17 protein-coding genes are annotated in these 22,903 nt (G+C 70.7%); 9 read left to right on the top strand and 8 right to left on the bottom strand.

Annotated elements, in window-relative coordinates:
- Positions 1-43: 43 nt before the first annotated feature.
- Positions 44-1,405, bottom strand: coding sequence for a type I glutamate--ammonia ligase (glnA, locus tag ACSMXV_RS13590; protein WP_181659648.1), 1,362 nt, complete (start codon positions 1,403-1,405; stop codon positions 44-46).
- Positions 1,406-1,735: 330 nt separating this feature from the next.
- On the opposite strand from glnA, the gene ACSMXV_RS13595 reads away from it, so the two are divergent.
- Positions 1,736-2,929, top strand: coding sequence for a globin domain-containing protein (locus ACSMXV_RS13595; protein WP_473177882.1), 1,194 nt, complete (start codon positions 1,736-1,738; stop codon positions 2,927-2,929).
- Between the two features lie 40 nt (positions 2,930-2,969).
- Here the strand turns inward: ACSMXV_RS13595 and ACSMXV_RS13600 are convergent, their stop codons facing one another.
- A complete protein-coding gene (locus tag ACSMXV_RS13600; RefSeq protein WP_473177883.1) occupies positions 2,970-3,404 on the bottom strand; it encodes an RrF2 family transcriptional regulator in 435 nt (144 codons plus the stop codon).
- Between the two features lie 161 nt (positions 3,405-3,565).
- On the opposite strand from ACSMXV_RS13600, the gene ACSMXV_RS13605 reads away from it, so the two are divergent.
- The 4 genes from ACSMXV_RS13605 to ACSMXV_RS13620 all read left to right on the top strand — a co-directional run bounded on the left by ACSMXV_RS13605 (position 3,566) and on the right by ACSMXV_RS13620 (position 9,231).
- Positions 3,566-4,231, top strand: coding sequence for a DUF3105 domain-containing protein (locus ACSMXV_RS13605; RefSeq protein ID WP_473177884.1), 666 nt, complete (start codon positions 3,566-3,568; stop codon positions 4,229-4,231).
- Between the two features lie 77 nt (positions 4,232-4,308).
- Positions 4,309-4,914 (top strand): DUF305 domain-containing protein, encoded by a 606-nt coding sequence (locus tag ACSMXV_RS13610; RefSeq protein ID WP_473178924.1) that lies wholly within the window; start codon positions 4,309-4,311, stop codon positions 4,912-4,914.
- 681 nt (positions 4,915-5,595) lie between these two features.
- Positions 5,596-7,221, top strand: coding sequence for a multicopper oxidase family protein (locus tag ACSMXV_RS13615; RefSeq protein ID WP_473177885.1), 1,626 nt, complete (start codon positions 5,596-5,598; stop codon positions 7,219-7,221).
- A 231-nt stretch (positions 7,222-7,452) separates the two neighbouring features.
- Positions 7,453-9,231, top strand: a complete 1,779-nt coding sequence (locus ACSMXV_RS13620) for an NAD+ synthase (RefSeq protein WP_473177886.1) — start codon at positions 7,453-7,455, stop codon at positions 9,229-9,231.
- A gap of 389 nt (positions 9,232-9,620) precedes the next feature.
- On the opposite strand, the gene ACSMXV_RS13625 is transcribed toward ACSMXV_RS13620, so the two are convergent.
- From ACSMXV_RS13625 to ACSMXV_RS13640, 4 genes are all read right to left on the bottom strand, one after another.
- The gene (locus ACSMXV_RS13625; RefSeq protein WP_473177887.1) at positions 9,621-10,835 is read right to left on the bottom strand and encodes an MFS transporter; all 1,215 of its coding nucleotides are present in this window, start codon (positions 10,833-10,835) and stop codon (positions 9,621-9,623) included.
- Between the two features lie 171 nt (positions 10,836-11,006).
- Positions 11,007-12,029 carry an endonuclease/exonuclease/phosphatase family protein gene (locus ACSMXV_RS13630; protein WP_473177888.1) on the bottom strand — a complete coding sequence of 341 codons (1,023 nt, stop codon included), beginning with the start codon at positions 12,027-12,029 and terminating at the stop codon, positions 11,007-11,009.
- 247 nt (positions 12,030-12,276) lie between these two features.
- Positions 12,277-12,876, bottom strand: a complete 600-nt coding sequence (locus tag ACSMXV_RS13635) for a TetR/AcrR family transcriptional regulator (RefSeq protein WP_473177889.1) — start codon at positions 12,874-12,876, stop codon at positions 12,277-12,279.
- A 141-nt stretch (positions 12,877-13,017) separates the two neighbouring features.
- Positions 13,018-14,607 (bottom strand): MFS transporter, encoded by a 1,590-nt coding sequence (locus ACSMXV_RS13640; RefSeq protein WP_473177890.1) that lies wholly within the window; start codon positions 14,605-14,607, stop codon positions 13,018-13,020.
- A 324-nt stretch (positions 14,608-14,931) separates the two neighbouring features.
- Here ACSMXV_RS13640 and panB point away from each other — a divergent pair, with 324 nt between their 5' ends.
- From panB to ACSMXV_RS13655, 3 genes are all read left to right on the top strand, one after another.
- Complete coding sequence (gene panB / locus ACSMXV_RS13645) at positions 14,932-15,816, top strand: 3-methyl-2-oxobutanoate hydroxymethyltransferase (protein ID WP_473177891.1); 885 nt, start codon at positions 14,932-14,934, stop codon at positions 15,814-15,816.
- Positions 15,817-16,083: 267 nt separating this feature from the next.
- Positions 16,084-17,106: an ATP-binding cassette domain-containing protein gene (locus tag ACSMXV_RS13650; protein WP_473177892.1), complete on the top strand. Its 1,023-nt coding sequence runs from the start codon at positions 16,084-16,086 to the stop codon at positions 17,104-17,106.
- On the top strand, positions 17,103-17,927 hold the full coding sequence (locus tag ACSMXV_RS13655) for an ABC transporter permease (protein ID WP_473177893.1): 825 nt from the start codon (positions 17,103-17,105) through the stop codon (positions 17,925-17,927). The genes ACSMXV_RS13650 and ACSMXV_RS13655 overlap by 4 nt, the downstream gene beginning before the upstream one ends.
- 313 nt (positions 17,928-18,240) lie before the next feature.
- Here the strand turns inward: ACSMXV_RS13655 and ACSMXV_RS13660 are convergent, their stop codons facing one another.
- Positions 18,241-21,618 (bottom strand): AfsR/SARP family transcriptional regulator, encoded by a 3,378-nt coding sequence (locus ACSMXV_RS13660; protein WP_473177894.1) that lies wholly within the window; start codon positions 21,616-21,618, stop codon positions 18,241-18,243.
- A 183-nt stretch (positions 21,619-21,801) separates the two neighbouring features.
- Between ACSMXV_RS13660 and ACSMXV_RS13665 the strand changes: the two genes are divergently transcribed.
- Positions 21,802-22,602 (top strand): site-2 protease family protein, encoded by an 801-nt coding sequence (locus tag ACSMXV_RS13665; protein ID WP_473177895.1) that lies wholly within the window; start codon positions 21,802-21,804, stop codon positions 22,600-22,602.
- A 13-nt stretch (positions 22,603-22,615) separates the two neighbouring features.
- On the opposite strand, the gene ACSMXV_RS13670 is transcribed toward ACSMXV_RS13665, so the two are convergent.
- On the bottom strand, positions 22,616-22,891 hold the full coding sequence (locus tag ACSMXV_RS13670; RefSeq protein ID WP_473177896.1) for a hypothetical protein: 276 nt from the start codon (positions 22,889-22,891) through the stop codon (positions 22,616-22,618).
- Positions 22,892-22,903: the final 12 nt, after the last annotated feature.

Below are 22,903 nucleotides of genomic sequence, written 5' to 3' on the forward strand. Positions count from 1 at the left end.
GAGCCCCGCACATCGTTCCGTATGAGCGCGGGTGGATCTGCGCCTACAGCACCGGCAGGTTCTTCCGCAGCTCGAACGCCGTGACCTCGCTGCGGTACTCCTCCCACTCCTGCTTCTTGTTGCGCAGGAAGAAGTCGAAGACGTGCTCGCCGAGCGTCTCGGCGACCAGGTCGCTGCGCTCCATCAGCGCGAGGGCCTCGCCGAGGTTCTGCGGCAGCGGCTCGATGCCGAGCGCGCGGCGCTCGGAGTTGGACAGGGCCCAGACGTCGTCCTCGGCGCCCGCGGGGAGTTCGTAGCCCTCCTCGATGCCCTTGAGGCCGGCCGCGAGGAGCACCGCGTAGGCCAGGTACGGGTTGGTGCCGGAGTCCAGGGAGCGGACCTCGATGCGGGCCGAGCCGGTCTTGCCGGGCTTGTACATCGGGACGCGGACGAGCGCGGAGCGGTTGTTGTGGCCCCAGCAGATGTACGAGGGGGCCTCGCCGCCGGCGCCCGCGGTGCGCTCCGAGCCGCCCCAGATGCGCTTGTAGGAGTTGACCCACTGGTTGGTGACCGCGGAGGTCTCCGCCGCGTGCCGCAGCAGGCCCGCGATGAAGGAGCGGCCGACCTTGGAGAGCTGGTACTCGGAGCCCGACTCGTAGAACGCGTTCCGGTCACCCTCGAAGAGCGACAGGTGCGTGTGCATGCCGGAGCCCGGGTGCTCGCTGAAGGGCTTGGGCATGAAGGTTGCCTGGACACCCTGCTCGAGCGCGACCTGCTTCATGACCAGGCGGAACGTCATGATGTTGTCGGCCGTGGACAGCGCGTCCGCGTACCGCAGGTCGATCTCCTGCTGGCCCGGGGCGCCCTCGTGGTGGGAGAACTCGACCGAGATGCCCATCGACTCGAGCATCGTGATCGCCTGGCGGCGGAAGTCCATGCCCACGTTCTGCGGGGTGTGGTCGAAGTAGCCCGAGTTGTCGGCCGGCGTGGGGCGCGAGCCGTCCACCGGCTTGTCCTTCAGCAGGAAGAACTCGATCTCGGGGTGCGTGTAGAAGGTGAAGCCCAGGTCGGAGGCCTTGGCCAGGGCCCTCTTCAGTACGTAGCGCGGGTCCGCGAAGGACGGGGAGCCGTCCGGCATGAGAATGTCGCAGAACATACGGGCGGTGCCCGGGGCCTCCGCGCGCCACGGCAGGACCTGGAAGGTCGAGGGGTCCGGCTTGGCGATCATGTCCGACTCGTATACACGGGCGAAGCCCTCGATCGCGGAGCCGTCGAAACCGATGCCCTCGTCGAAGGCGCCCTCCAGCTCGGCCGGTGCCACGGCCACCGACTTCAGGAAGCCCAGCACATCCGTGAACCACAGGCGTACGAACCGGATGTCGCGCTCCTCCAGGGTCCGGAGCACGAATTCCTGCTGCTTGTCCATCTTCCGCTTCCACCCATCCTTGCTGGTCAGGCCGCCTGCTCCCGCGCTCGGGGACACCAGGGCACATGAGCATCCCACCACAACACCATTTCACGTGCGTTGCGGACCTTGATCGGTCGGCCGACCTCCGTCTGAACGCCTCGTGTACGGCAGGGGTACTGCTCTGCCGCCCATCTTGCCTGCTCGGACCGACATACGTAATGGCCGCCTGCTCGGTCTCTCCTGACAGCACTTAATTTGCATCTCAGATGCAAGTTTTACTAGCGTGCCGCCCAGCCGTGAAGGGCGCAATCCGCCCATCCCGCCGCCGGCCCGAACCTGAGGAGCCCGATGCTGTCCGAGCAGTCCGCCGCCACCGTCCACGCCACCCTCCCCGCCGTCGGCGCATCGCTCGACGAGATCACCGAGCGCTTCTACGCCGGGTTGTTCGCCGCCCACCCCGAGCTGCTGCGCGACCTCTTCAACCGCGGCAACCAGGCCGCCGGCACCCAGCGCCAGGCCCTCGCGGGCTCCGTCGCCGCATTCGCCACCCACCTCGTGGCCCACCCGGACCAGCGGCCCGACGCGATGCTGAGCCGTATCGCGCACAAGCACGCATCCCTGGGCATCGCCCCCGAGCAGTACGAGGTGGTCCACGAGCACCTCTTCGCCGCGATCGCCGCCGTCCTGGGCGACGCTGTCACGCCCGAGGTCGCGGCCGCCTGGGACGAGGTCTACTGGCTGATGGCGAACGCGCTGATCGCGATCGAGAAGCGGCTGTACGAGGAGCGCGGAGGGCAGGCGTGGCGGGCGTGGGAGGTCGTCGAGCGCCTCGCGGAGACCGCCGACGTCACCACCTTCCGCCTGCGGCCCGTCGACGGCGGGCCGGTGGCCGAATTCCGCGCGGGTCAGTACGTGTCCGTACGCGTCGCACTTCCGGACGGCGCCCGCCAGATACGGCAGTACAGCCTCTCCGGGGCACCGGGCTCGACGGTGCGGCAGATCAGCGTGAAGCGGGTGTACGACAGTGCGGACGGTGCGACACCGGAGGGTGAGGTCTCGAACCACCTCCACGCGCGCGTGCACGAGGGCAGCGTCCTGGAGCTCTCCGACCCGTACGGCGATCTCGTCATCGACGACGACGCCGACACGCCCCTGCTCCTCGCCTCAGCGGGCATCGGTGTGACCCCGATGATCGCGATGCTGGCGCAGCTCGCGGACGCCGGGCACCGAGCCCCGGTCACCGTCGTCCACGGCGACCGCTCCCCCGCCGACCATGCCCTGCGCGCCGACCATGAGGCGTACGCGGGCAAGCTTCCGGACGCGGCCGTCCACTTCTGGTACGAGGAGGACGCCCCGGCGGGCGCCCACGCCGGGCTGGTCGATCTCACGCCCCTGCCGATCGCGTCAGGCACGCGCGCGTACCTGTGCGGTCCGCTGCCCTTCATGCGGGCCGTGAGGACCCAGCTGATCGCACGGGGCGTGGCACCCGCCGACATCCACTATGAGGTGTTCGGGCCGGACCTCTGGCTGGCACAGGACTAGCCCGGACCTCTGGCTGACGCAGGACCAGGAGGCCACAGGGCTAGGAGGCCCGGGAGATCTCCAGCAGCAGCGGCCCTGTGGGCTCGGCGACCATGTCCGCCACGGTCAACGGGTCCAGCGACGCGAAGAACGCCTCCTGGGCCCGGCGCAGGGCGCCGCGGAGCCGGCACCCCGAGTTCAGCGGGCACGGCGAGGCCCCCTCGCAGTCGACCACGTCCCCGTCGCCCTCGAAGGTGCGCACGACGGCGCCCACCGACGCCATGCGTCCCTTCTCGGTGAGCGCGAGTCCGCCGCCCCGGCCGCGGCGGGCGTCGAGCAGGCCCAGGTGCTGGAGCTCGGCCACGACCTTCGCGGCGTGCGTGTACGGGACGTCCATGTCGGCCGCGACGTCACGCGTGGTGGGCGTGGCGTCGCCCACCACGGCGAGCCGCATCAGCACGCGCAGCGCCAGGTCGGTGGATCGGAGCAGTCGCATACCGGCAGCGTAGATAATGCGCATTTGCGGTTCAAATTATTCGTCGGAGTATGCGGCTGCGTATCGATCCGGCCTTTCCTGTGCCCCGACCACCCACGCCGCCGTTCTGCCCCCTTACGATCAGCGGGCCCGATCGTCCCTTTCCCCGAAGGACTCGACCCATGGGTTCCGCCAACAACAGCAGCACCGCGACGCGCAAGGCACGAATAGAGGAGATGCGGCGCACCGAGCGTGCCCGCGAACGCCGCAATCGCGCGCTCACCATCGCCGCCAGCGTCGTGGTCGTCGCCGGTCTCGTCGTCGGCGGTGTCGTCCTCGTGAACTCGCAGTCCGACGACAAGGGCAGTACGGCGGGCGACTCCAAGAGCGCGGGTCGCTTCACGACGGACAAGGACGGTGTGAAGACCTGGAGCGACAAGCTGTCCCAGAACCACGTCGCCACGGCCGTGGACTACCCGATGACACCGCCGGTGGGCGGCGACCACAACCAGGTGTGGATGAACTGCAACGGCGACGTCTACACCAAGGCGGTCAAGAACGAGAACGCCGTCCACTCGCTGGAGCACGGTGCGGTCTGGGTGACGTACAACAGCAAGGCCTCCGAGGCCGACGTGACGGCGCTCGCGGAGAAGGTCAAGAAGACCCCGTACACGCTGATGAGCCCGGTCGAGGACCAGCAGGACCCGATCATGCTGAGCGCCTGGGGCAAGCAGCGCACCGTGACCGGGGCGAGCGACCCGAACGTGGACACGTTCTTCGAGACGTACGTCCAGGGCAAGCAGACGCCCGAGCCGGGTGCCGCCTGCACCGGCGGCCTCTCCCAGTGAGCCCAGCGGATACCGCCACGCGCGCCCGCCCGGACTGTCCGGCGACGCCCGCCCGCCCCGCCGGGCGCGCGGGCTGGATCGCCGGCACCGCGGCTGCGGTACTCCTCGCGGGCGGGGCCATCACCTACGCGGTCGCCGACGGGGACTCGGCCGGTCCCGCGACCCCGGCTGCGGACTCCGCGGACGCGGGCTTCGCCCGGGACATGGCCGTCCACCACCAGCAGGCCGTCGAGATGTCGTACATCGTGCGCGACCGCACCGACGACGAGGAGGTGCGGCGGCTCGCGTACGACATCGCGCAGACGCAGGCCAACCAGCGCGGCATGCTCCTTGGCTGGCTGGACCTGTGGGAGCTGCCCAAGGTCTCGGCCGACCCGCCGATGACCTGGATGGGCATGGGCGACATGGCCTCGGGCGAGGACGGTGCGCTGATGCCGGGCATGGCGACCGACTCCGAGCTGAAGAAGCTGGAAACGCTCAGCGGCGACCAGGCCGAGGTGTTCTACCTGCAGTTGATGGTGACCCATCACCAGGGCGGTATCCACATGGCGGAGGGCTGTGTGGAGAAGTGCACGGTCGGCGTGGAGAAGCGGCTTGCGCAGGGCATGGTCGAGGCGCAGGAGTCGGAGATCGACCTGATGACGAACCTGCTGACGGAGCGTGGCGCGAAGGCGCGGTCCTGATGGCCCGGCCCGTCCTGGGGGCGGGCGCCGTGCTGTCCGGGTGCACCACTGCCAAGATCAGCCCAAAATCGGCCCGGTCGGCGTAGGCCGACGGGCCGTGGCCTCGGTGCGGGGATAGTGTGCGGCTCATGACGACCGGGAGCAGTGCGCCACGCGCGCGTACGACAGCAGCCGAGCGGCTGATGCCGTTGCTGCTGCCGTGTGACGCGTCCCGCGGCGGTTTCTCCGGCCGCTCGACCATTCGTACGCCGGACGGTGCACAGCCGCACGCGCGGCCGGGCGAGCGCGGTGCGCGAGGCCACGCGCGCGTGCCCGCCTTCATGATCCCGAGCAGAGCCCCGCTCTCCATATGCACGGCCACGCTGGGAGCGTCACGCTCCTGCTGCTGACGGCCGGGGCGCCGCGTCCCCTCTCCGGGCCTGCTCTTCCAGGCGGCACCGGGCACGCGGCCGCCACGCACGCCGCGGCCTGAACCGCCATCACGCCGGGCTCTCGTCTCCCGTCTGTCGGTGCTGCGCATCCAGGCCGGCGTATCGGCTGCTTCGCCGTACCCCGTCCGCGTACACAGCGGCCGCGCCTCCGCGCCGCGTCCGGGCGATGCAGGGGAAGCAGCAGACGCGCCTGTCCTCCACTGCTCATACGCACCTCATACGCACCCCCACGAATAGGTGTTATCCAGTCATGCGTACACACACGCGGCGCACCGTGCTCGGTGCATCGATCGCGGTCGCCGGCTCGGGCCTCCTGGCCGCATGTTCCGACTCGGGCTCCCGCCCCCGTTCCGGCTCGCGCACCCCGGACGGCGGTCTCGGCCCCGGCGGACAGGTCATCGAGCCCTTCGTCCCCAAAGGACCCAAGGGATACGTGGAGCCGAGCGGGCCCGAGGTTCTGGCCGCCGAGAAGAAGCGCGGATCCGGACCCGTCCGCAAGTTCGACCTCACGGCCACCCGTACCCCCATCGACCTGGGCGGCCGAACCGTCAGGTCGTGGGCGTACGGCGACTCGCTGCCCGGCAAGGAGGTCCGGTGCACCGCCGGCGACATGCTGGAGATCTCCCTCGCCAACCACCTGCCCGAGTCGACGACGCTGCACTCGCACGGCATTCGCCTGCGGTGCGACATGGACGGCGTCCCGGACCTCACCCAGCGCCCCATCAAGCCCGGTGAGGACTTCCTCTACCGCTTCGCGGTCGAGCACCCGGGCACGTACTGGCTGCACTCGCACTCGGGCATGCAGCTGGACCGGGGCCTGTACGCGCCACTGATCGTGGAGGACCCCAAGGAATCCCTGTCCTACGACAAGGAGTGGGTCGTCGTCATCGACGACTGGCTGGACGGCGTGGACGGCTCCACTCCTGACGGTGTGCTCGCCGAGTTGGGCGGCGGCATGGACATGGGCGAGGAGGGCGGCGACGACCACTCCCGCCACGGATCCGGCCATGGATCCTCGGACGGCAAGAAGTCCGCCGGGCCCTCCCGCATCATCAAGGGCAGCCACAGCAGGCTGCTGCAGGGCATGGGCGGCGCCGTGAACTACCCCTTCTACCTGATCAACGGACGGCTGCCGACGGCGCCTTCGGAGTTCCGGGCGCGCCCAGGCGACCGCATCCGGCTGCGGATCATCAACGCCGGAGGCGAGACCGCCTTCCGGGTGTCGCTCGGCGGCCACGAGATGACCGTGACCCACACGGACGGCTACCCGGTCCGGCACACGAAGACGGACGCGCTGCTGATCGGCATGGCCGAGCGGTACGACGTGTGCGTCACCGCCAAGGACGGGGTGTTCCCGCTGGTCGCACTCGCCGAGGGCAAGAAGGACGCGGCGCTGGCCCTCCTGCGCACCGGCGGCGGGACCGCTCCGAAGTACGGCGTACGCCCCTCGGAGCTGAACGGGAAGCTGGTGCCGGCCAGACGCCTGGTGCCGGACGAGTCCGTGGCCCTCTCCCGGCGCGAACCGGACCACGAGATGCGCCTTCGGCTGACCGGGAACATGCGGAAGTTCAACTGGTCCTTCGACCACACTCCCTACCGCTTGAGCCAGCGCCACCCGATCCGCTTCGGCGACCGGATCCGGCTCACGGTCATCAACGCCACCGACATGTGGCACCCGATCCATCTGCACGGCCACACCTTCGCCCTGACCGGCATCGACTCGATCGGCGCACGCAAGGACACGGCCCCGGTGCTGCCGCACCGCAAGCTGGTCATGGACTTCGACGCGGACAACCCGGGCCTGTGGATGCTCCACTGCCACAACCAGTACCACTCCGAGTCCGGCATGATGACCAACCTCGGCTACCTCACGTGACGGCAGTGTCACCTCGCTGACGCGTGTTCGGGGCGCCCGGCAGCTGCGCCCCGACCGTGAACCCCGGCACCGCTGCCCGGACCATGGCGCCGGCCGTCGGGCGCCTTGCCCCAGGACCCGGCAGCAGGCCTCCGCCGCGGGGCTCCGAGCCGCGGCAGCGTGGCCCCGGCAGTGGGGCGGCCCACATAGGACACCCCTACATCGTGTCGCTCTGACGATTACACTGAGGCCGTGCCTCAACTACGCCTCGCCCTGAATCAGATCGACTCGACCGTCGGCGATCTCGCCGGGAACGCCGAGGCGATCGTCCGCTGGACCCGGCACTCCGCCGAACAGGGGGCGCATCTCGTCGCGTTCCCCGAGATGGCGCTGACCGGCTACCCCGTCGAGGACCTGGCCCTGCGCCCGTCTTTCGTCGAGGCCTCCCGGAGCGCGCTCCGGGCACTCGCCGCGCGCCTCGCCGAGGAGGGATTCGGGGAGCTGCCGGTGATCGTCGGCTATCTCGACCGGAGCGACAGCGCCCAGCCGAAGTACGGACAGCCGGCCGGCTCCCCGCAGAACGCCGCCGCCGTGCTGCACGGCGGCCGGGTCGCGCTCACCTTCGCCAAGCACCACCTCCCCAACTACGGCGTCTTCGACGAGTTCCGCTACTTCGTACCCGGCGACACCATGCCGGTCATTCGGGTGCACGGCGTCGACGTCGCACTCGCCATCTGCGAGGACCTGTGGCAGGAGGGCGGCCGCGTCCCGGCAACCCGTGCCGCCGGGGCCGGGCTGCTGATCTCGATCAACGCCTCGCCGTACGAGCAGAACAAGGACGACACGCGGCTTGAGCTGGTGCGCAAGCGCGCCCAGGAGGCCGGCTGCACCACGGCGTACCTGGCGATGATCGGCGGCCAGGACGAGCTGGTCTTCGACGGCGACTCGATCGTGGTCGACGCGGACGGCGAGGTCGTCACCCGTGCCCCCCAGTTCGCGGAGGGGTGCGTCGTCCTCGACCTCGATCTGCCGGCCGCCAGCCCCGAGCCGCCGTCGGCCCGCGGCGGAGCCGCTCATGGACGCGTTGTGGACGACGGGCTGCGGATCGACCACCTGACGATCTCGTCCGAGCCCCTTCCGGCGTACGAGCCTGAGCTCGCAGGCGGGTACGCGGACCGGCTCGACGACGACGAGGAGGTCTACTCGGCGCTGGTCGTGGGCCTGCGCGCGTATGTCGCGAAGAACGGCTTCAAGACCGTGCTGATCGGCCTCTCCGGCGGCATCGACTCGGCTCTCACCGCCGCCATCGCGTGCGACGCACTGGGTGCGGACAACGTGTACGGCGTCTCGATGCCGTCGAAGTACTCCTCGGACCACTCCAAGGGCGACGCGGCCGAGCTGGCGCGGCGCACCGGGCTGCACTTCCGCACCGTGCCGATCGAGTCGATGTTCGATGCGTACATGCGTGAACTGGGCCTTACCGGGCTCGCCGAGGAGAACCTGCAGTCGCGGCTGCGCGGCACGATGCTGATGGCGATCTCCAACCAGGAGGGCCACATCGTGCTCGCGCCCGGCAACAAGTCCGAGCTGGCCGTGGGCTATTCGACGCTCTACGGGGACTCGGTGGGCGCGTACGGGCCCATCAAGGACGTCTACAAGACGTCCATCTTCCGGCTGGCGGAGTGGCGCAACCGGGCGGCGGCCGAGCGCGGCCAGACGCCGCCGATCCCCGAGAACTCGATCACCAAGCCGCCGAGCGCGGAGCTCCGGCCCGGCCAGGTCGACACGGACTCCCTGCCGGACTATCCGGTGCTGGACGCGATCCTCGATCTGTACGTGGACCGCGACCAGGGCGCCGACGCCATCGTGGCGGCCGGGTTCGACCGGGAGATGGTCACGAAGACGCTGCGGCTTGTGGACACGGCGGAGTACAAGCGGCGGCAGTACCCGCCGGGCACGAAGATCTCCGCGAAGGGGTTCGGGAAGGACCGGCGGCTGCCGATCACGAACCGCTGGCGCGAATCCGGCTGACGCCTCGGGTACGCGGGGTGGTTGTGCCCTTGTCCGCTGGTCCAGCGGACAAGGGCACCACCGTTTCCGACGGTCGGTGCCCCGCCTTGGTCGCGGGGCTCACTCTCTCGTCGGGGGTTCGCGCCCCCCTCCGTCTTCGGGGCGGGGCCGCGGCGGTATGTACGTCCTCGGTCTGGCGCCGAGCCGTACGTCGTTGGCGGCGCCGTTACATTGCGCCAGCCGCTGCGGGCGCACATACCGCCACGTCCCCTCACGTCCGTGGGCGCATGCGGCTCGGTGGGGCTCCCCGTTGCAACCGTTGTGGGCAGTCGTTCCGCTGGGGCGGAACGGGTGGGCACAACCCACGATGTACGGTGCGTCTGCCTCGTACCTGTGCCGGGGGGCGCCGCTCAGCGGCGGGCCGCCTCCCGCCGCTGTGGGACATGGGCCGCCACCAGGCGGCCAGTGGAGGCGGGCGCACGGCGCCGGTCCACCGCGTACGCGACCGTCGCGACACCGAGCCCGAGCGCCGCCAGGCCGGCGCCGGCCACCGCGGGCGACGTGAGACCGAAGCCCGCGGCCAGGGCGACGCCACCGATCCACGCCCCACCCGCGTTGGCGAGGTTGAACGCGGCCTGGTTCGCCGAGGACGCGAGCGACGGCGCAGCCGCGGCCTTCTCCATCACCATCATGTTCAGCGGAGACCCGGTGACGAAGGCCGCCACACCGAGCAGGATCACGGCCAGCGCCGCACTCCACTCGGTGCGCATGAGGACGGGGAAGAGCGCGAGCACGACCGTGAGCGACGTGAGTCCGGCGAACAGCGTGCGGCGCAGCGAGTGGTCGGCGAGCCGGCCGCCAAGCAGGTTGCCGACCGTGGAGCCCACGCCGAAGAGGGCGAGCAGCAGCGTCACGCTGGCCTCGGAGTACCCGGCGGTGCCGGTGAGCATCGGCGTGATGTAGCTGTACGCGGCGAAGAGCGCGCCGAAGCCTGCGACGGTCGTGGCGAGCGCCAGCCAGACGGGGAGCGAGCCGAGTGCACCGAGTTCGCCGCGCAGGCCGGTGCTCGTGGCGTGGCTGCGGTCGGCGGGGACCAGGAGGGCGAGGGCCGCGACGGCCGCGATCCCGATCGCGCTGACCGCGAGGAACGTCGCCCGCCAGCCGAAGTGCTGACCCATGAGCGTGGCCACGGGCACGCCCGCGATGTTGGCGACGGTCAGGCCGAGGAACATCAGCGACACCGAGCGGGCCTTGCGCTCGGGGGCGACGAGGCCGGTGGCGACGACCGCGCCGACGCCGAAGAAGGCGCCGTGCGGGAGCCCGCTGACGAAGCGCGCGGCGACCAGCCAGTGGTAGTCGGGGGCGGCCGCGGACAGCGCGTTGCCCGCGACGAAGAGCACCATCAGGCCGATGAGGACGTGCCGGCGGGGCAGCCGGGCGGTGACCGCGGCGAGCAGCGGGGCGCCGATGACGACGCCGAGCGCGTACGCGGAGACCAGGTGCCCGGCGGTGGGGATGGATGTGTGCAGGTCGTTCGCGACGTTGGGCAGCAGGCCCATCATCACGAATTCGGTGGTGCCGATGCCGAAGGCGCCCACGGCGAGGGCGAGCAGGGCCAGGGGCATGAGGGATGCGGGACCTTTCAACGGAGCGGGAGGGACCTTCGTATGTTCAAGTACGGAACAAAGTCTCTCAGGCTCAGTATTCCGCTCGGTTAAGCGGGGGTTGCATCGAGGCGGCCGCGCGAAAGCAGACCCGCGCCGGCTCCCGGCCCGGATCGAGGTCCAAGGGCCCTGTCAGAGCTTGACCCGGGCGGCGATCGGGAGATGGTCGCTGCCCGTCTGCGGCAGGGACCACGACGACACCGGCTCCACGCCCTTCACCATGATCTGGTCGATCCGCGCCATCGGGAACGCCGCCGGCCAGCTGAAGCCCGTGCCGCTGCCCGCCGCACCCTGCGTGGAGCGCATCTGCGAGGTGACCGCACGCAGCGCGCGGTCGTTCATCGTCCCGTTGAGGTCGCCGAGCAGGACGACCCGCTTCAGCTTCTCGTCGGCGATGGCCTCGCCCAGCGCGTCCGCGCTCTTGTCGCGCTGGTTGGCGGTGAACCCGGCGTCGGCCTTGACCCGGACCGACGGCAGATGCGCGACGTAGAAGGCGACCTCACCCTCGGGGGTGGTGACCGTCGTCCGCATGGCCCGCGTCCAGCCGAGCTTGATGTCGACCGGCTCGGTACCGCTCAGCGGGTACTTGCTCCACAGCCCGACGGTGCCGCCGACGGAGTGGTACTTGTACGTCCCCGCCAGCGCCTTCTCGTAGACCGGCACCGCGGAGTCGGTGAGCTCCTCGAGCGCCACGACGTCCGCGCCGGAGGCGGCGACGTCGCGGGCGGTGCCGGACGGGTCCGCGTTGTCCGCGTTGACGTTGTGGGTGGCGACGGTCAGGTTGCCGCCGCTGCCCGTCTTGTCGGTGACCAGACCGCCGAACAGGTTGAGCCAGACGATCGCCGGCACCAGCACCGCGATCAGTGCGGTGGCCGAGCGGCGGACCAGCGCCAGAACCAGCAGCAGCGGCACGAGGACGCCGAGCCAGGGCAGGAACGTCTCCGTGAGACTGCCGAGGTTGCCGACCGTGTTCGGGATCTGTGCGTGGAAGAGCATCACCAGCGCGAGTACGACCGCGACCGCGGCGACGACGAGGCCGCGCCGCCAGATACCGCGGTCGCCGCGCCAGCGGTCCACCAGGCGCCGAAGCCGGGATCCCTGGCGCTCGGGCCCCGAGCCGCCGCCGCCCGTCTCCGTCATGTACGCCTGCGCCATACCGTCGCCTCACTACCTGCCGTGCACACCGTTCGCCCGCCCCTTCACGACCCTAGGCGATGAACGGAGTCGTTCCCTGCCGCCATTGACGGCCGTACGGGCGCGAGGACGAACAAGTCTGCTTCCCGGGTTCCGGATGCGCTGACCGTAACCGCTCTCTGTGACGAAACGCTCACATCCGCTTACGCACGTTCACACAAGCAGCCCGGGGCACGGACGCACCCGGCAGTCCGGGCGTGGCCTCACGTCACGGGCGCAGCCCCCGCAGCACGCTGTCGACGATCTGCTCCGGCAGCCCCGCCTCCAGCTCGGCATCGGGCCGCATCACGGACCGTACGAGCATCGGGCCGGTAAACAGGTCGTTGACGAGCTCGAGGTCGACGTCGCCGCGGATCTCGCCGTTCTCCACTCCCCGGCGCAGCACCTCGAGAGTGAGCCTGCGCCGCGGCGCTATCACCGTGGCGTGGTACACCGCCCAGACTTTCGGCTGACTCTTCATCTGGGCGTACACGTTGTGCAGCAGCGCGGACGACCGGTTCGCGAGGCCGCGGAGGCGCATCGACTCCAGGAGGGCGATCAGGTCCTCGCGCATGGATGCGCCGGTCAGCTGGGGGTCTTCGGGCTCGACGGCGCGCAGTACGTCGCAGAAGAGTTCCTCCCTGCCACTCCAGCGGCGGTAGATGGTGGCCTTGCCGACGCCCGCCGTGCGTGCCACCCGTTCGATGGAGACCTCGGCGAGCGGCACGCCTTCCTCCATGAGCGCGACGACGCCGTCGATGATGGCGCGCTCCACCGCTTCGCTGCGGGGGCGGCCCCTCCGCTGCTCCTGCTGTTCCGCGAGGTCCACCAATGTGCTCCGCCCTTTCGTTTCACCTTCGCCGCTCCCGATTCTCCCTGTATCCGGGGCCGGGGTCCGGGACGTCGGGTGCGCAGGCACTGGGGGTACCTCCCCTGCCCTCAAGGCAAGGGAGGAGCACCCGATCCGGCGTCAGTTCTCCGCGGCCACCAGCTCCTCGGTCTCCTCCTCCTTCTGCACTGCCGGGGCGCGCCCCGGCAGGAACAGGGCCACCACCACAGCGCCGAGCAGCGCCACGCCCGCCCCGCACAGGGCCGTGACATGCATGGCGTGCAGGAAGGCGTCGTTCGCCGGAGTGACCAGGGACTTGCCCTGTGCGCCGAGCTTCGCGGCGACGCCGAGTGTGGCCTCGATGGACTCGCCCGCGGTGTGGCGGGCGTCGGCGGGGAGCATGCCGAGCTTGTCCTCGATGCCGTTGCGGTACGCCGTAGACAGCACGGAGCCGAGGACGGCGATACCGAGGGCGCCGCCGACCTGGCGGAAGGTGTTGCTGAGCGCGGAGGCGGAGCCGGCCTTCTCGCGCGGCAGGGCCTGCATGATGACGACGCTGGTCGGCGTCATGATGTGCGCCATGCCGGCGCCCATGAGGAAGAAGATCACCTCGAGGATCCAGATCGGCGTGTCGGCATCCAGCGTGGCGAACGCGGCCAGCATCGCGGCGATGACCAGCATGCCGGCCGTGGTCGTGGCCTTGTTGCCGAAACGGTCGACGACCAGCCGGGCCCGCGGCGCGAAGATCATCTGCGCGGCGGCCAGCGGAAGCATCAGCAGACCGGTCTGCAGCGGCGAGTAGCCGCGCACGCTCTGGGTGTAGAAGACCGAGAAGAAGGTCACGCCCATCAGCGCGAAGAAGACCAGCGCGATGGTGGCGATCGCGGCCGAGAAGACCTTGTTCTTGAAGTACGTGACGTCGACGGACGGGTGGTCGCTGCGCTTCTCGTACACGACGAAGGCGACGAGCACGGCGAGGCCGGCGGCGATGGTCGCCAGCACGGTGGCGTCGGTGAAGTCGGCGAGCTGGCCGCCCTTGATGATGCCGTACACGAGCAGGACGAGCCCGATGACGGAGAGCACGACGCCGACGGGGTCGATGCGGCCGGGGTTCGGGTCGCGGGAGTCCGGCACCAGCCACAGCATCAGCGCGACCGCGAGGATCACGATCGTCACGTTGATCAGGAAGATCGAGCCCCACCAGAAGTGGTCGAGAAGCACGCCGCCGGTGATGGGACCGATGGCGATGGCGAGGCCGACGCCGCCCGCCCAGATGCCGATGGCCTTCGGCTGCTCCTCGCGCTCGAAGACGTTCATGAGGACGGCCAGGGTGGCGGGCATCACAAAGGCGGCGCCGAGGCCCATCAGGGCGCGGAAGGCGATGAGTTGTTCCGGCGACCCGGACTGGGCGGCGAGCGCCGAGCTGATGCCGAAGACGGCCAGACCGGCGAGCAGGACCTTCTTGCGGCCGAGCCGGTCGCCCAGCAGGCCGGCGGTGAACAGCAGTCCGGCGAAGACCAGCGTGTAGGCGTTGATGGCCCACTCGAGCTCGCTCTGCGTGGTACCGAGGCCGACGGGTGCCGGGGTGGAGATGGTCTTGATGGCGACGTTGAGGATCGAGTTGTCGAGCACCACGATCAGCAGGCTCAGCATGAGGACGCCCAGAATCGCCCAGCGGCGCCGGTGGACGGCCTCCGGTATTCGGGGGCCCGGAACGGCAGGAGAAGTCATGGCGCCGAGCCTAGGCGCAATTCGATACGAGACCGTCTCGTATTGGAAAACCTTTACGGAGACCTTACGGAACGGTGGGGCGACAAGGTCCTACGGCCGTGGGCCGGTGAGCTGTGGGCAAGTGGGCCGGGTGAGGTGTGGACAAATGGGCCGGTGAGCTGTGGGCCAGGGGCCGGTGGTACGGGCTCATACGGCCGTAGGTGATACGGGACTCCTACGTCCGTAAGGGGGGCCGTCTAGCCGTCGGGCGGCACGTAGTGCCACCATGGACCTGATCCGGGGACGCCGTCAGGGCGCCACGAGATGACAGAAGGAGCCGTTGCAATGACGCAGCTTTCGGCTGCCCAGAAGCCCGGCCAGGACACTGGCCGCACGTCCGACAGCAGCAAGGCGCTGTACGGGGGCAAGGGCACTCGCCGTATCACCGTCCGCGACATCGCCGCCGCCAAGGAGCGCGGCGAGAAGTGGCCGATGCTCACCGCATACGACGCGATGACCGCGTCCGTCTTCGACGAGGCCGGCATCCCGGTCCTGCTCGTCGGCGACTCGGCGGGCAACTGCCACCTGGGGTACGAGACCACCGTGCCCGTCACCCTCGACGAGATGACGATGCTCTCCGCGGCCGTCGCGCGCGGCACGAACCGTGCGCTGATCGTCGCCGACCTGCCCTTCGGGTCGTACCAGGAGGGCCCTGTACAGGCGCTGCGCAGCGCGACCCGGCTGATCAAGGAGGCCGGGGTCGGCGCCGTGAAGCTGGAAGGCGGCGAGCGCTCCCACCGCCAGATCGAGCTGCTTGTCGAGTCCGGCATCCCGGTCATGGCGCACATCGGGCTCACCCCGCAGTCCGTCAACGCCATGGGCTACCGCGTCCAGGGCCGCGGCGAGGAGGCCGCCCAGCAGCTGCTGCGCGACGCCAAGGCCGTGCAGGACGCGGGCGCGTTCGCCGTCGTGCTGGAGCTGGTCCCGGCCGGGCTGGCGGCCGAGGTCACCCGGAGCCTGCACATCCCGACCGTCGGCATCGGCGCCGGTCCGGAGTGCGACGCGCAGGTGCTGGTGTGGACCGACATGCTCGGCCTGACCGGTGGGAAGATGCCGCGGTTCGTGAAGCAGTACGCGGATCTGCGGTCTGTCATCGGTGACGCGGCGAAGGCGTACGCCGAGGATGTCGTCGGCGGAACGTTCCCGTTGGAGGAGCACTCCGTCCACTAAGCGGTGCCGCTGAGCCATCGCCGCACCACGGGCAGCCCGCCGATCTTCCCCCGTCGGCGGGCTGCCCCTTTGTTGCCTCCGCCCGTCCCTGGAGGCTGCGCCCCCAGACCCCCTTCGGCCTGAACGGCCTCGTCCTCAAACGCCGGACGGGCTAAGACCGACCGGCAAATGGGGGGCGGCGTCGCCGTGCAGAGCTGTCGGCGAGATGTAGGTGGCTGTCGGCGGCCTGTCGGTGGATTGTCAGTGGTGGCTGGCACCCTCGTCGGCATGACGCGAATCGACAAGAACCCCAGCGGCGCGAACAGTGCCGTCACCGTGCGGGGACTGGTCAAGCACTACGGCGAGACCAAGGCGCTGGACGGCGTCGACCTGGACGTCCGCGAGGGCACCGTCATGGGTGTGCTCGGGCCGAACGGCGCTGGCAAGACCACCCTCGTGCGCATCCTGTCCACCCTCATCACGCCCGACGCGGGGCACGCGACCGTGGCCGGCCACGACGTCGTGCGACAGCCCCGGCAGCTGCGCCGGGTGATCGGTCTCACCGGTCAGTACGCCTCCGTCGACGAGAAGCTCCCCGGTTGGGAGAACCTCTACATGATCGGCCGCCTGCTCGACCTGCCCCGCAAGGAGGCCCGGGCCCGCGCCGACGAGCTGCTGGAGCGCTTCTCGCTGACCGAGGCGGCCAAGCGCCCCGCGAGCACGTATTCCGGCGGTATGCGCCGCCGCCTCGACCTGGCGGCCTCCATGATCGGCCGCCCGGCGGTCCTCTATCTGGACGAGCCGACGACCGGTCTCGACCCGCGCACCCGCAACGAGGTGTGGGACGAGGTCCAGCGCATGGTCGGCGACGGTGTCACCGTCCTGCTCACCACCCAGTACATGGAAGAGGCCGAACAGCTCGCCAACGAGCTGACCGTCATCGACCGCGGCAAGGTCATCGCGGGCGGCGCCATCGACGAGCTGAAGGCCAAGGTCGGCGGCCGTACGCTGCGCATCCGCCCGGCTGACCCGATGGAGCTGCGCCCGCTCGCCTCCGCGCTCGACGAGCTGGGCATCACCGGCATCGCCACGACGACCGTGGACGCCGGCAGCGGCACCATCCTGGTCCCGATCCTCAGTGACGAGCAGCTGACCGCCGTGACCGGAGCGGTCGTCGCACGCGGCGTCACGATCGCCTCGATCACCACCGAACTGCCCAGTCTGGACGAGGTGTTCCTGTCCCTCACCGGCCACCGCGCCAGTGCCCCGCAGGACGCCACGCCCACCGAGCTCGAGAAGGTCTCCGTATGAGCGCCGCCACCGTCCCCGTCACCACAGACATCAAGGCCGACGCCCGGATCGGTCTGCGCGGCCATCTGCGCCACACCGGCGCCCTCGTCCGTCGCAACCTGCTGTGGATCCGCCAGGACCCGGAGTCGATGTTCGACGCCATCCTGATGCCCGTCGTCTTCACGCTGTTGTTCGTGTACGTCTTCGGCGGCTCCATCGGTCAGGCACTGGGCGGCGGACAGGACCAGTACGTGCAGTACGTGATCCCGGGTCTGATGGCGATGACCAGCATGAACATCTCCATGGGCGTCGGGACCGGCTTCAACCAGGACTTCCAGAGCGGCGTCATGGACCGCTTCCGGTCCCTGCCGATCGGGCGCGGCTCCGTGCTGATCGCCAAGATCGTGGTCGAGCTGATGCGCATGCTGATCGCGACGGCGATCCTGCTGGTCGTCGGCGTCCTCGTCGGCTTCGACATCACCAACTGGCCCGGCCTGTTCGCGGCCGTGGGTCTGTCGGTGGTGTTCGGCTCGGCCCTGATGTGGGTGTTCCTGACGCTGGGCGTGACCATGAAGAACGCCCAGTCCGTGCAGGCGATGGGCTTCCTGGTGCTGATGCCGCTGCAGTTCGGCTCGTCGATCTTCGCGCCGACCGAGTCGATGCCCGGCTGGCTGCAGGCCTTCACCGACTACAACCCGCTGTCCTCACTCGCCGACGCCGCGCGCGGACTGATGGTGCAGGGCCCGTTGACGCACGACCTGTGGGTGACTCTCGGTTGGTCGGCGCTCCTCACGCTGGTGATGGCGCCGATCGCGATCCACAAGTTCCGCACCAAGAGCTGAGCTCGTCCCGGTGGGCCCGGGTCGGTGCGCGTCGGAGCTCAGTGTCCGAGTTCAGCTAGTGCCCCGGCAGGCAACGTTTGCCCGTCAAGGAGCGGCGTCCGGTGCTCCCCCACTGCCTTGAGGGCGTGGGAGGTGCCCCCGCTCTGGGGGTCCCCGGCCGGAGGCTGGGGGAGTGCCGGCCGGAAGTCCTCGTACTGGACGTACTTGGGCTTTCGGCCGGTGCGGCGAGGGGGGTACCTCCCACGCCCTTAAGGCAGTGGGGGAGCGTGCCGGGCGTCGCGACGGGGCGAACGTTGCCTGTCGGGGCACTGGCTCAGAGCAGGGCGGCGGCCTCGTCGAGAGTGAGGCCGCCGCCCTCTGCATACGCGGCGTCGTAGGCATCGTCGCCGAGCACGGCGCGTGCCGCCGACTCGCCCTGCTCACACATCTCGCGCTCCAGGGGGGTGGAGAAATGCCGGGGCGGCAACAGGGCCCGGGCGGCGCAGAGCAGCCGGGCGGCGTCGTGTGCGCGGGCGCCGCCGTCCAGACCGGCGAGTGCGACGGCTCCGGTGGTCAGATGGATCGACGGCATGTGGGGCGCCACCATGCGGGTCAGCGGGTCGCGGGCCCGCTCCACCGCCTGACGGGTCTTCACCAGACTTTCTTCGTACCGGCCGTCGACCACGTCCAGCCAGGCCTCCACACCGAGCATGAACCCGGCGAAGACGACGAACGCGGCGGCTCCGAAATCGCTGCGCAGCGCCTCCAGCTGTTCCCGCGCCTCCTCGGTGCGGCGGGTGCGGCCGAGCCACATCGCGAGGAAGAGGCGGGCCGCGGGCATGGCGTCGTTGGTGGCTCCGCGGCTCTGCTCCACGACATCGCGCAGCATCTTCTCGCCCCGCTCGGGCTCCCCCGACTCGATGAGGACGGCACCGAGGCGGGCGCGGAGCACGGCCGCCTGCGCGCGGGCGCCGAGCCGCTGTGCGTAGGTGATCGCCGTCTCGTAGGTCTGGGCGGCGGCCAGGTACTCGCCCTTGCGTTCATGGGCCTCGCCGCGGGCGGAGAGCGCCTCGGCGGTGCCCCACGCATCCCCGAGCCGGGTGAAGACCTCCAGGGCCTCGTCGGCGTCGCGGGTGGCGTCTCCCGCCCAGTCGGTGCGGTTGGCGAGGATGTTGGCCCGCATCTGCAACGCCATGCCCAGCTCCCATTCGTAGCCGAGCTCCCGGCAGGTTCGGATGGACTCGTCGACGACGGCGTGCATCCGCTCCATGTCGCCGGTCAGGAGCACGGCATAGAACCAGAGGCTGCCCGGGGTGCGGCAGGTCTGCGGCAGCCCCGGCCGGTACGTCTGGCTGATGGCGCGCAGTTTCCCCTGGGCCTGCGGTGTGTTCCAGGCGTCCAGTTCCGTGTCCATGCAGGCGAGATGGACGAGATGCACACCGCGCCGGGCCTCTTCGAGCAGCTCGGGACTCATCGGCGGGGGCGCGTCCGTGCACAGTCCGTGCACCGGTGGGACGGGCTGCGCGGGCGAGGTGAAGGGATCGGGGCCGAGCGCCATGACGTCCCGGGACCAGTTGCGGGCGTCGATGCGCAGATCCCGCATCTGCCAGTACCAGAAGAGGGAGTGGACGAGGCACAGGGCCTCCTGCTCGTCCCGGGCGGCGACTGCGTGCCGCAGCGCGGTGCGCAGGTTCTCGTACTCGGTCTCGAACCGCTCGATCGCGGCGCTCTGCCCGGGGCCGCGCAGCAGCGGGTCGGCGAGGCGGGCGAGCTCCCGGTAGTACGTGAGGTGGGCGCGGGCGACGGTCTCGCGCTCACCGGCCTCGTCGAGCCGCTCGCCGGCGTACTCGGTGACCGTCTCCAGGAGCCGGTACCGCATGTCACCGCCCGCCGAAGGCGCGGCGACCACCAGGGACTTGTCGACGAGAGAGCCGATCGCCTGCAGAGCCGCGGACCCGCACACGGCCTCGGCGGCGGCGAGGTCGCAGCCGCCCGCGAAGACCGACAGGCGGCGCAGGACGGCGCGTTCGTCCTCGTCGAGCAGGTCCCAGGACCAGTCGACGACGGCGCGCAGTGTCTGCTGGCGGGGCAGGACGGTGCGGCTTCCGGAGCTGAGCAGCCGGAAGCGGTCGTCGAGGCGGTCAGCGATCTGGCGCAGCGTCAGCATGCGGAGGCGGGCGGCGGCCAGTTCGATGGCGAGCGGAAGCCCGTCGAGGCGGCGGCAGATCTCAGCGGCGGCGGCCGCGGCTTCTTCGTCGCTGTCGATCCCGAAGCCGGGGCGGGCCGCAGCACCCCGGTCGGCGAGCAACCGCAGGGCGACCGGCAGGGGCAGTGGCTCGACGGGGCGCAGCAACTCCCCCGGCACGCCCAGGGGTTCGCGGCTCGTGGCCAGGATCCTCAGCTCGGGGCAGCGTTCGAGCAGGTACTCCACCAGGTGGGCGGCGGCGTCGACGACATGCTCGCAGTTGTCGAGGATGAGCAGCATGCGGCGCTTGGCGCAGTGCTCGGCGAGTCGCACGAGGGGGTCGTCGTGCCGGTCGGCCAGGGCCCGCATCTCCTCGGCCCCCGCACCGCGCAGCACGGTCTCCCGCGCCCCGACCGCGGTGAGCGCGGCCTCGGGCACGTCCCGTGGATCGTCCACCGGCGCGAGTTCGGCCAGCCACACCCCGTCCCGTGCGGTGTCCCCGACAGTCTCCGCCGCTTCCTGCGACAGCCGCGTCTTGCCGGCCCCGCCGGGCCCGAGCAGCGTCACGAGCCGGGTCGCCGCGAGGTCGCCCCGGATGGCGTCGATGTCGGCCTCCCGGCCGACGAACGAGGTCAGACGGGCGCGGAGGTTGCCGGGGGGAGGGGGCGTCGCACGGTCGAGGGGCGGAGGCGCCGGACCGTCCGGGGCGGGAGGCGTCGTACGGTCGCGGGGTACCGCGGATCGGGCATACGAGGGCGAGGGCGACGGGGCCACGGCGCGGCCCCGCTCCTCCGGAGCGGCGCCCCGCAGCAGCTCCGCGTGCAAGGCCCGCAGTTCCGGTCCGGGATCCGAGCCGAGGCGGTCCGCGAGCTCGTGGCGCACGGACTCGTACGCGGCGAGGGCCTCGGCGTTGCGGCCCGCGGCACGGAGCGCGCGGAGGTGGAGGAGGTGAAGGGGCTCGTCGAGTGGGTGGCTGCCGCACAGGGCGGCGAGCTCGGGGAGCACCTGTTCCGCCTGGCCGAGGGCGAGCGCCGCGGTGAGGCGGGTGCGGCGGGCGTCGAGACGCCGGGCCTCCCAGCGGGCCGACTCGGCGGCGCCGTCCGGGAGGTCGGCGAGCGCGGGACCGTGCCACAGGGCGAGCGCGTCGTCGAGGACCACCGCCGCCTTGGCCGGGTCGCCGTCGGACAGCGCCCGCGCACCCTCGCCGGCCAGCCGCTCGAACCGGTACAGATCAACATCCTCGGCCGTCGCGCACAGCCGGTAGCCGCCGCCCACGGAGGCGACGGCGTCCGCGCCGAGCGCCCTGCGCAGCCGCGCGACCAGCGCCTGCAGCGCGCCCGTGGCGTCCGCCGGCGGGGCGTCGCCCCACACGTCTTCGACCAGCACGGCGGCAGGAACGGCGCGTCCCGCTCGCAGCGCCAGCACCGTCAGCAGCGCACGCAGCCGCGCCCCGCCGACCGGGACGAGGGTGCCGTCGGCGCGGAGTGCCTGGGTGGTGCCGAGGATGCGGTAGCGCACGGGGTCCATTGTCTCCGGGGACGACCCGGCGCCGCGTCCGGGTTTCGGACCCGGCAGGAACCGGGAGGAGTGAACGGGGAGGAGTCCAGGAACCCCAGCCCGTCCGCAGGACGTTCCCTCCACACCACCGATACGGTCGATCAGACCGCCGCCCGCACGCCCCACCCTCACCCGAGCCTCAGGAGACCGCCCATGGCCACCGCCACCCTGCGCCGCAGCGACCGGAGGATCAGCCCCGTCTTTCTGGGGATCGCGGCTATTACGGCGGTCGCGGGCTGGGCGGCCTGGACCGGCTTCGCCGAGCAGCCGGGGTTCGCCGTCTTCCTCTTCGTGACGGCGGCCTGGATCGTCTCGCTCTGCCTGCACGAGTACGCACACGCGCGTACGGCGCTGCACAGCGGCGACCTCTCGATCGGAGCAAAGGGATATCTCACCCTCAACCCGCTCAAATACACCCATGCGTTGCTGTCGATCGTGCTGCCCGTCCTCTTCGTGATGATGGGCGGGATCGGTCTGCCGGGCGGCGCGGTGTTCATCGAGCGCGGCCGGATCCAGGGCCGCTGGAAGCACAGCCTGATCTCGGCCGCCGGGCCGCTCACCAACGTGCTGTTCGCAGTCGTGTGCACGGCGCCGTTCTGGCTGGACGCGCTGGACGGTGTACCGGTCACGTTCCGCTATGCGCTGGCGTTCCTGGCGCTGCTCCAGGTGACGGCGGCGATCCTGAACTTCCTGCCGATTCCGGGCCTGGACGGGTACGGCGTGATCGAGCCCTGGCTGTCGCACCGGATCCGCCGGCAGGTGGAGCCGTTCGCGCCGTTCGGGCTCCTTGCGGTGTTCGCGATCCTGTGGATCCCGGAGGTGAACGTCCTGTTCTTCGACGCGATCCACGCGATTCTGGACAGCCTGGGCATCAACGAGTTCCAGAGCTACTGCGGCCAGTCGCTGTACCGCTTCTGGACGGAGACGAACGCCGTCTGCTCCGTCGGCGCGTAACGGCCCCGCTCCGTCAGTGCGTGACGGAGGGGCCCCGCTCCCCCGGGCCCGACGCCGCCGCCCTCGCGGCCTTCTCGACCTTCGCCTTGCGCGCGTAGTACCACGTCATGTTCGACGACAGCCCGGCCAGCAGCACCCACACGATGCCCAGCCAGCTGCCCTGGACGAAGGACACCACGGCGGCGGCGACGGACAGGAGGCAGACGGCGAGGGTGTACAGAGCGAGGCGGGGCATGGGGGTCGGCTCCTGTCGGGGGCGTGAGGTGGTACGCCGTCCAGTGTCCCCCATGCCCCCGGTGCA

This window comes from Streptomyces sp. DSM 42067, from assembly GCF_055792885.1.

Bases quoted from the DNA above. Each gene is read 5' to 3' on its own strand.
- glnA (WP_181659648.1), bottom strand. From the start codon at position 1,405: ATGGACAAGCAGCAGGAATTCGTGCTCCGGACCCTGGAGGAGCGCGAC.
- ACSMXV_RS13595 (WP_473177882.1), top strand. From the start codon at position 1,736: ATGCTGTCCGAGCAGTCCGCCGCCACCGTCCACGCCACCCTCCCCGCC.
- ACSMXV_RS13600 (WP_473177883.1), bottom strand. From the start codon at position 3,404: ATGCGACTGCTCCGATCCACCGACCTGGCGCTGCGCGTGCTGATGCGG.
- ACSMXV_RS13605 (WP_473177884.1), top strand. From the start codon at position 3,566: ATGGGTTCCGCCAACAACAGCAGCACCGCGACGCGCAAGGCACGAATA.
- ACSMXV_RS13615 (WP_473177885.1), top strand. From the start codon at position 5,596: ATGCGTACACACACGCGGCGCACCGTGCTCGGTGCATCGATCGCGGTC.
- ACSMXV_RS13625 (WP_473177887.1), bottom strand. From the start codon at position 10,835: ATGCCCCTGGCCCTGCTCGCCCTCGCCGTGGGCGCCTTCGGCATCGGC.
- ACSMXV_RS13630 (WP_473177888.1), bottom strand. From the start codon at position 12,029: ATGGCGCAGGCGTACATGACGGAGACGGGCGGCGGCGGCTCGGGGCCC.
- ACSMXV_RS13640 (WP_473177890.1), bottom strand. From the start codon at position 14,607: ATGACTTCTCCTGCCGTTCCGGGCCCCCGAATACCGGAGGCCGTCCAC.
- panB (WP_473177891.1), top strand. From the start codon at position 14,932: ATGACGCAGCTTTCGGCTGCCCAGAAGCCCGGCCAGGACACTGGCCGC.
- ACSMXV_RS13650 (WP_473177892.1), top strand. From the start codon at position 16,084: ATGACGCGAATCGACAAGAACCCCAGCGGCGCGAACAGTGCCGTCACC.
- ACSMXV_RS13655 (WP_473177893.1), top strand. From the start codon at position 17,103: ATGAGCGCCGCCACCGTCCCCGTCACCACAGACATCAAGGCCGACGCC.
- ACSMXV_RS13660 (WP_473177894.1), bottom strand. From the start codon at position 21,618: ATGGACCCCGTGCGCTACCGCATCCTCGGCACCACCCAGGCACTCCGC.
- ACSMXV_RS13665 (WP_473177895.1), top strand. From the start codon at position 21,802: ATGGCCACCGCCACCCTGCGCCGCAGCGACCGGAGGATCAGCCCCGTC.
- ACSMXV_RS13670 (WP_473177896.1), bottom strand. From the start codon at position 22,891: ATGGGGGACACTGGACGGCGTACCACCTCACGCCCCCGACAGGAGCCG.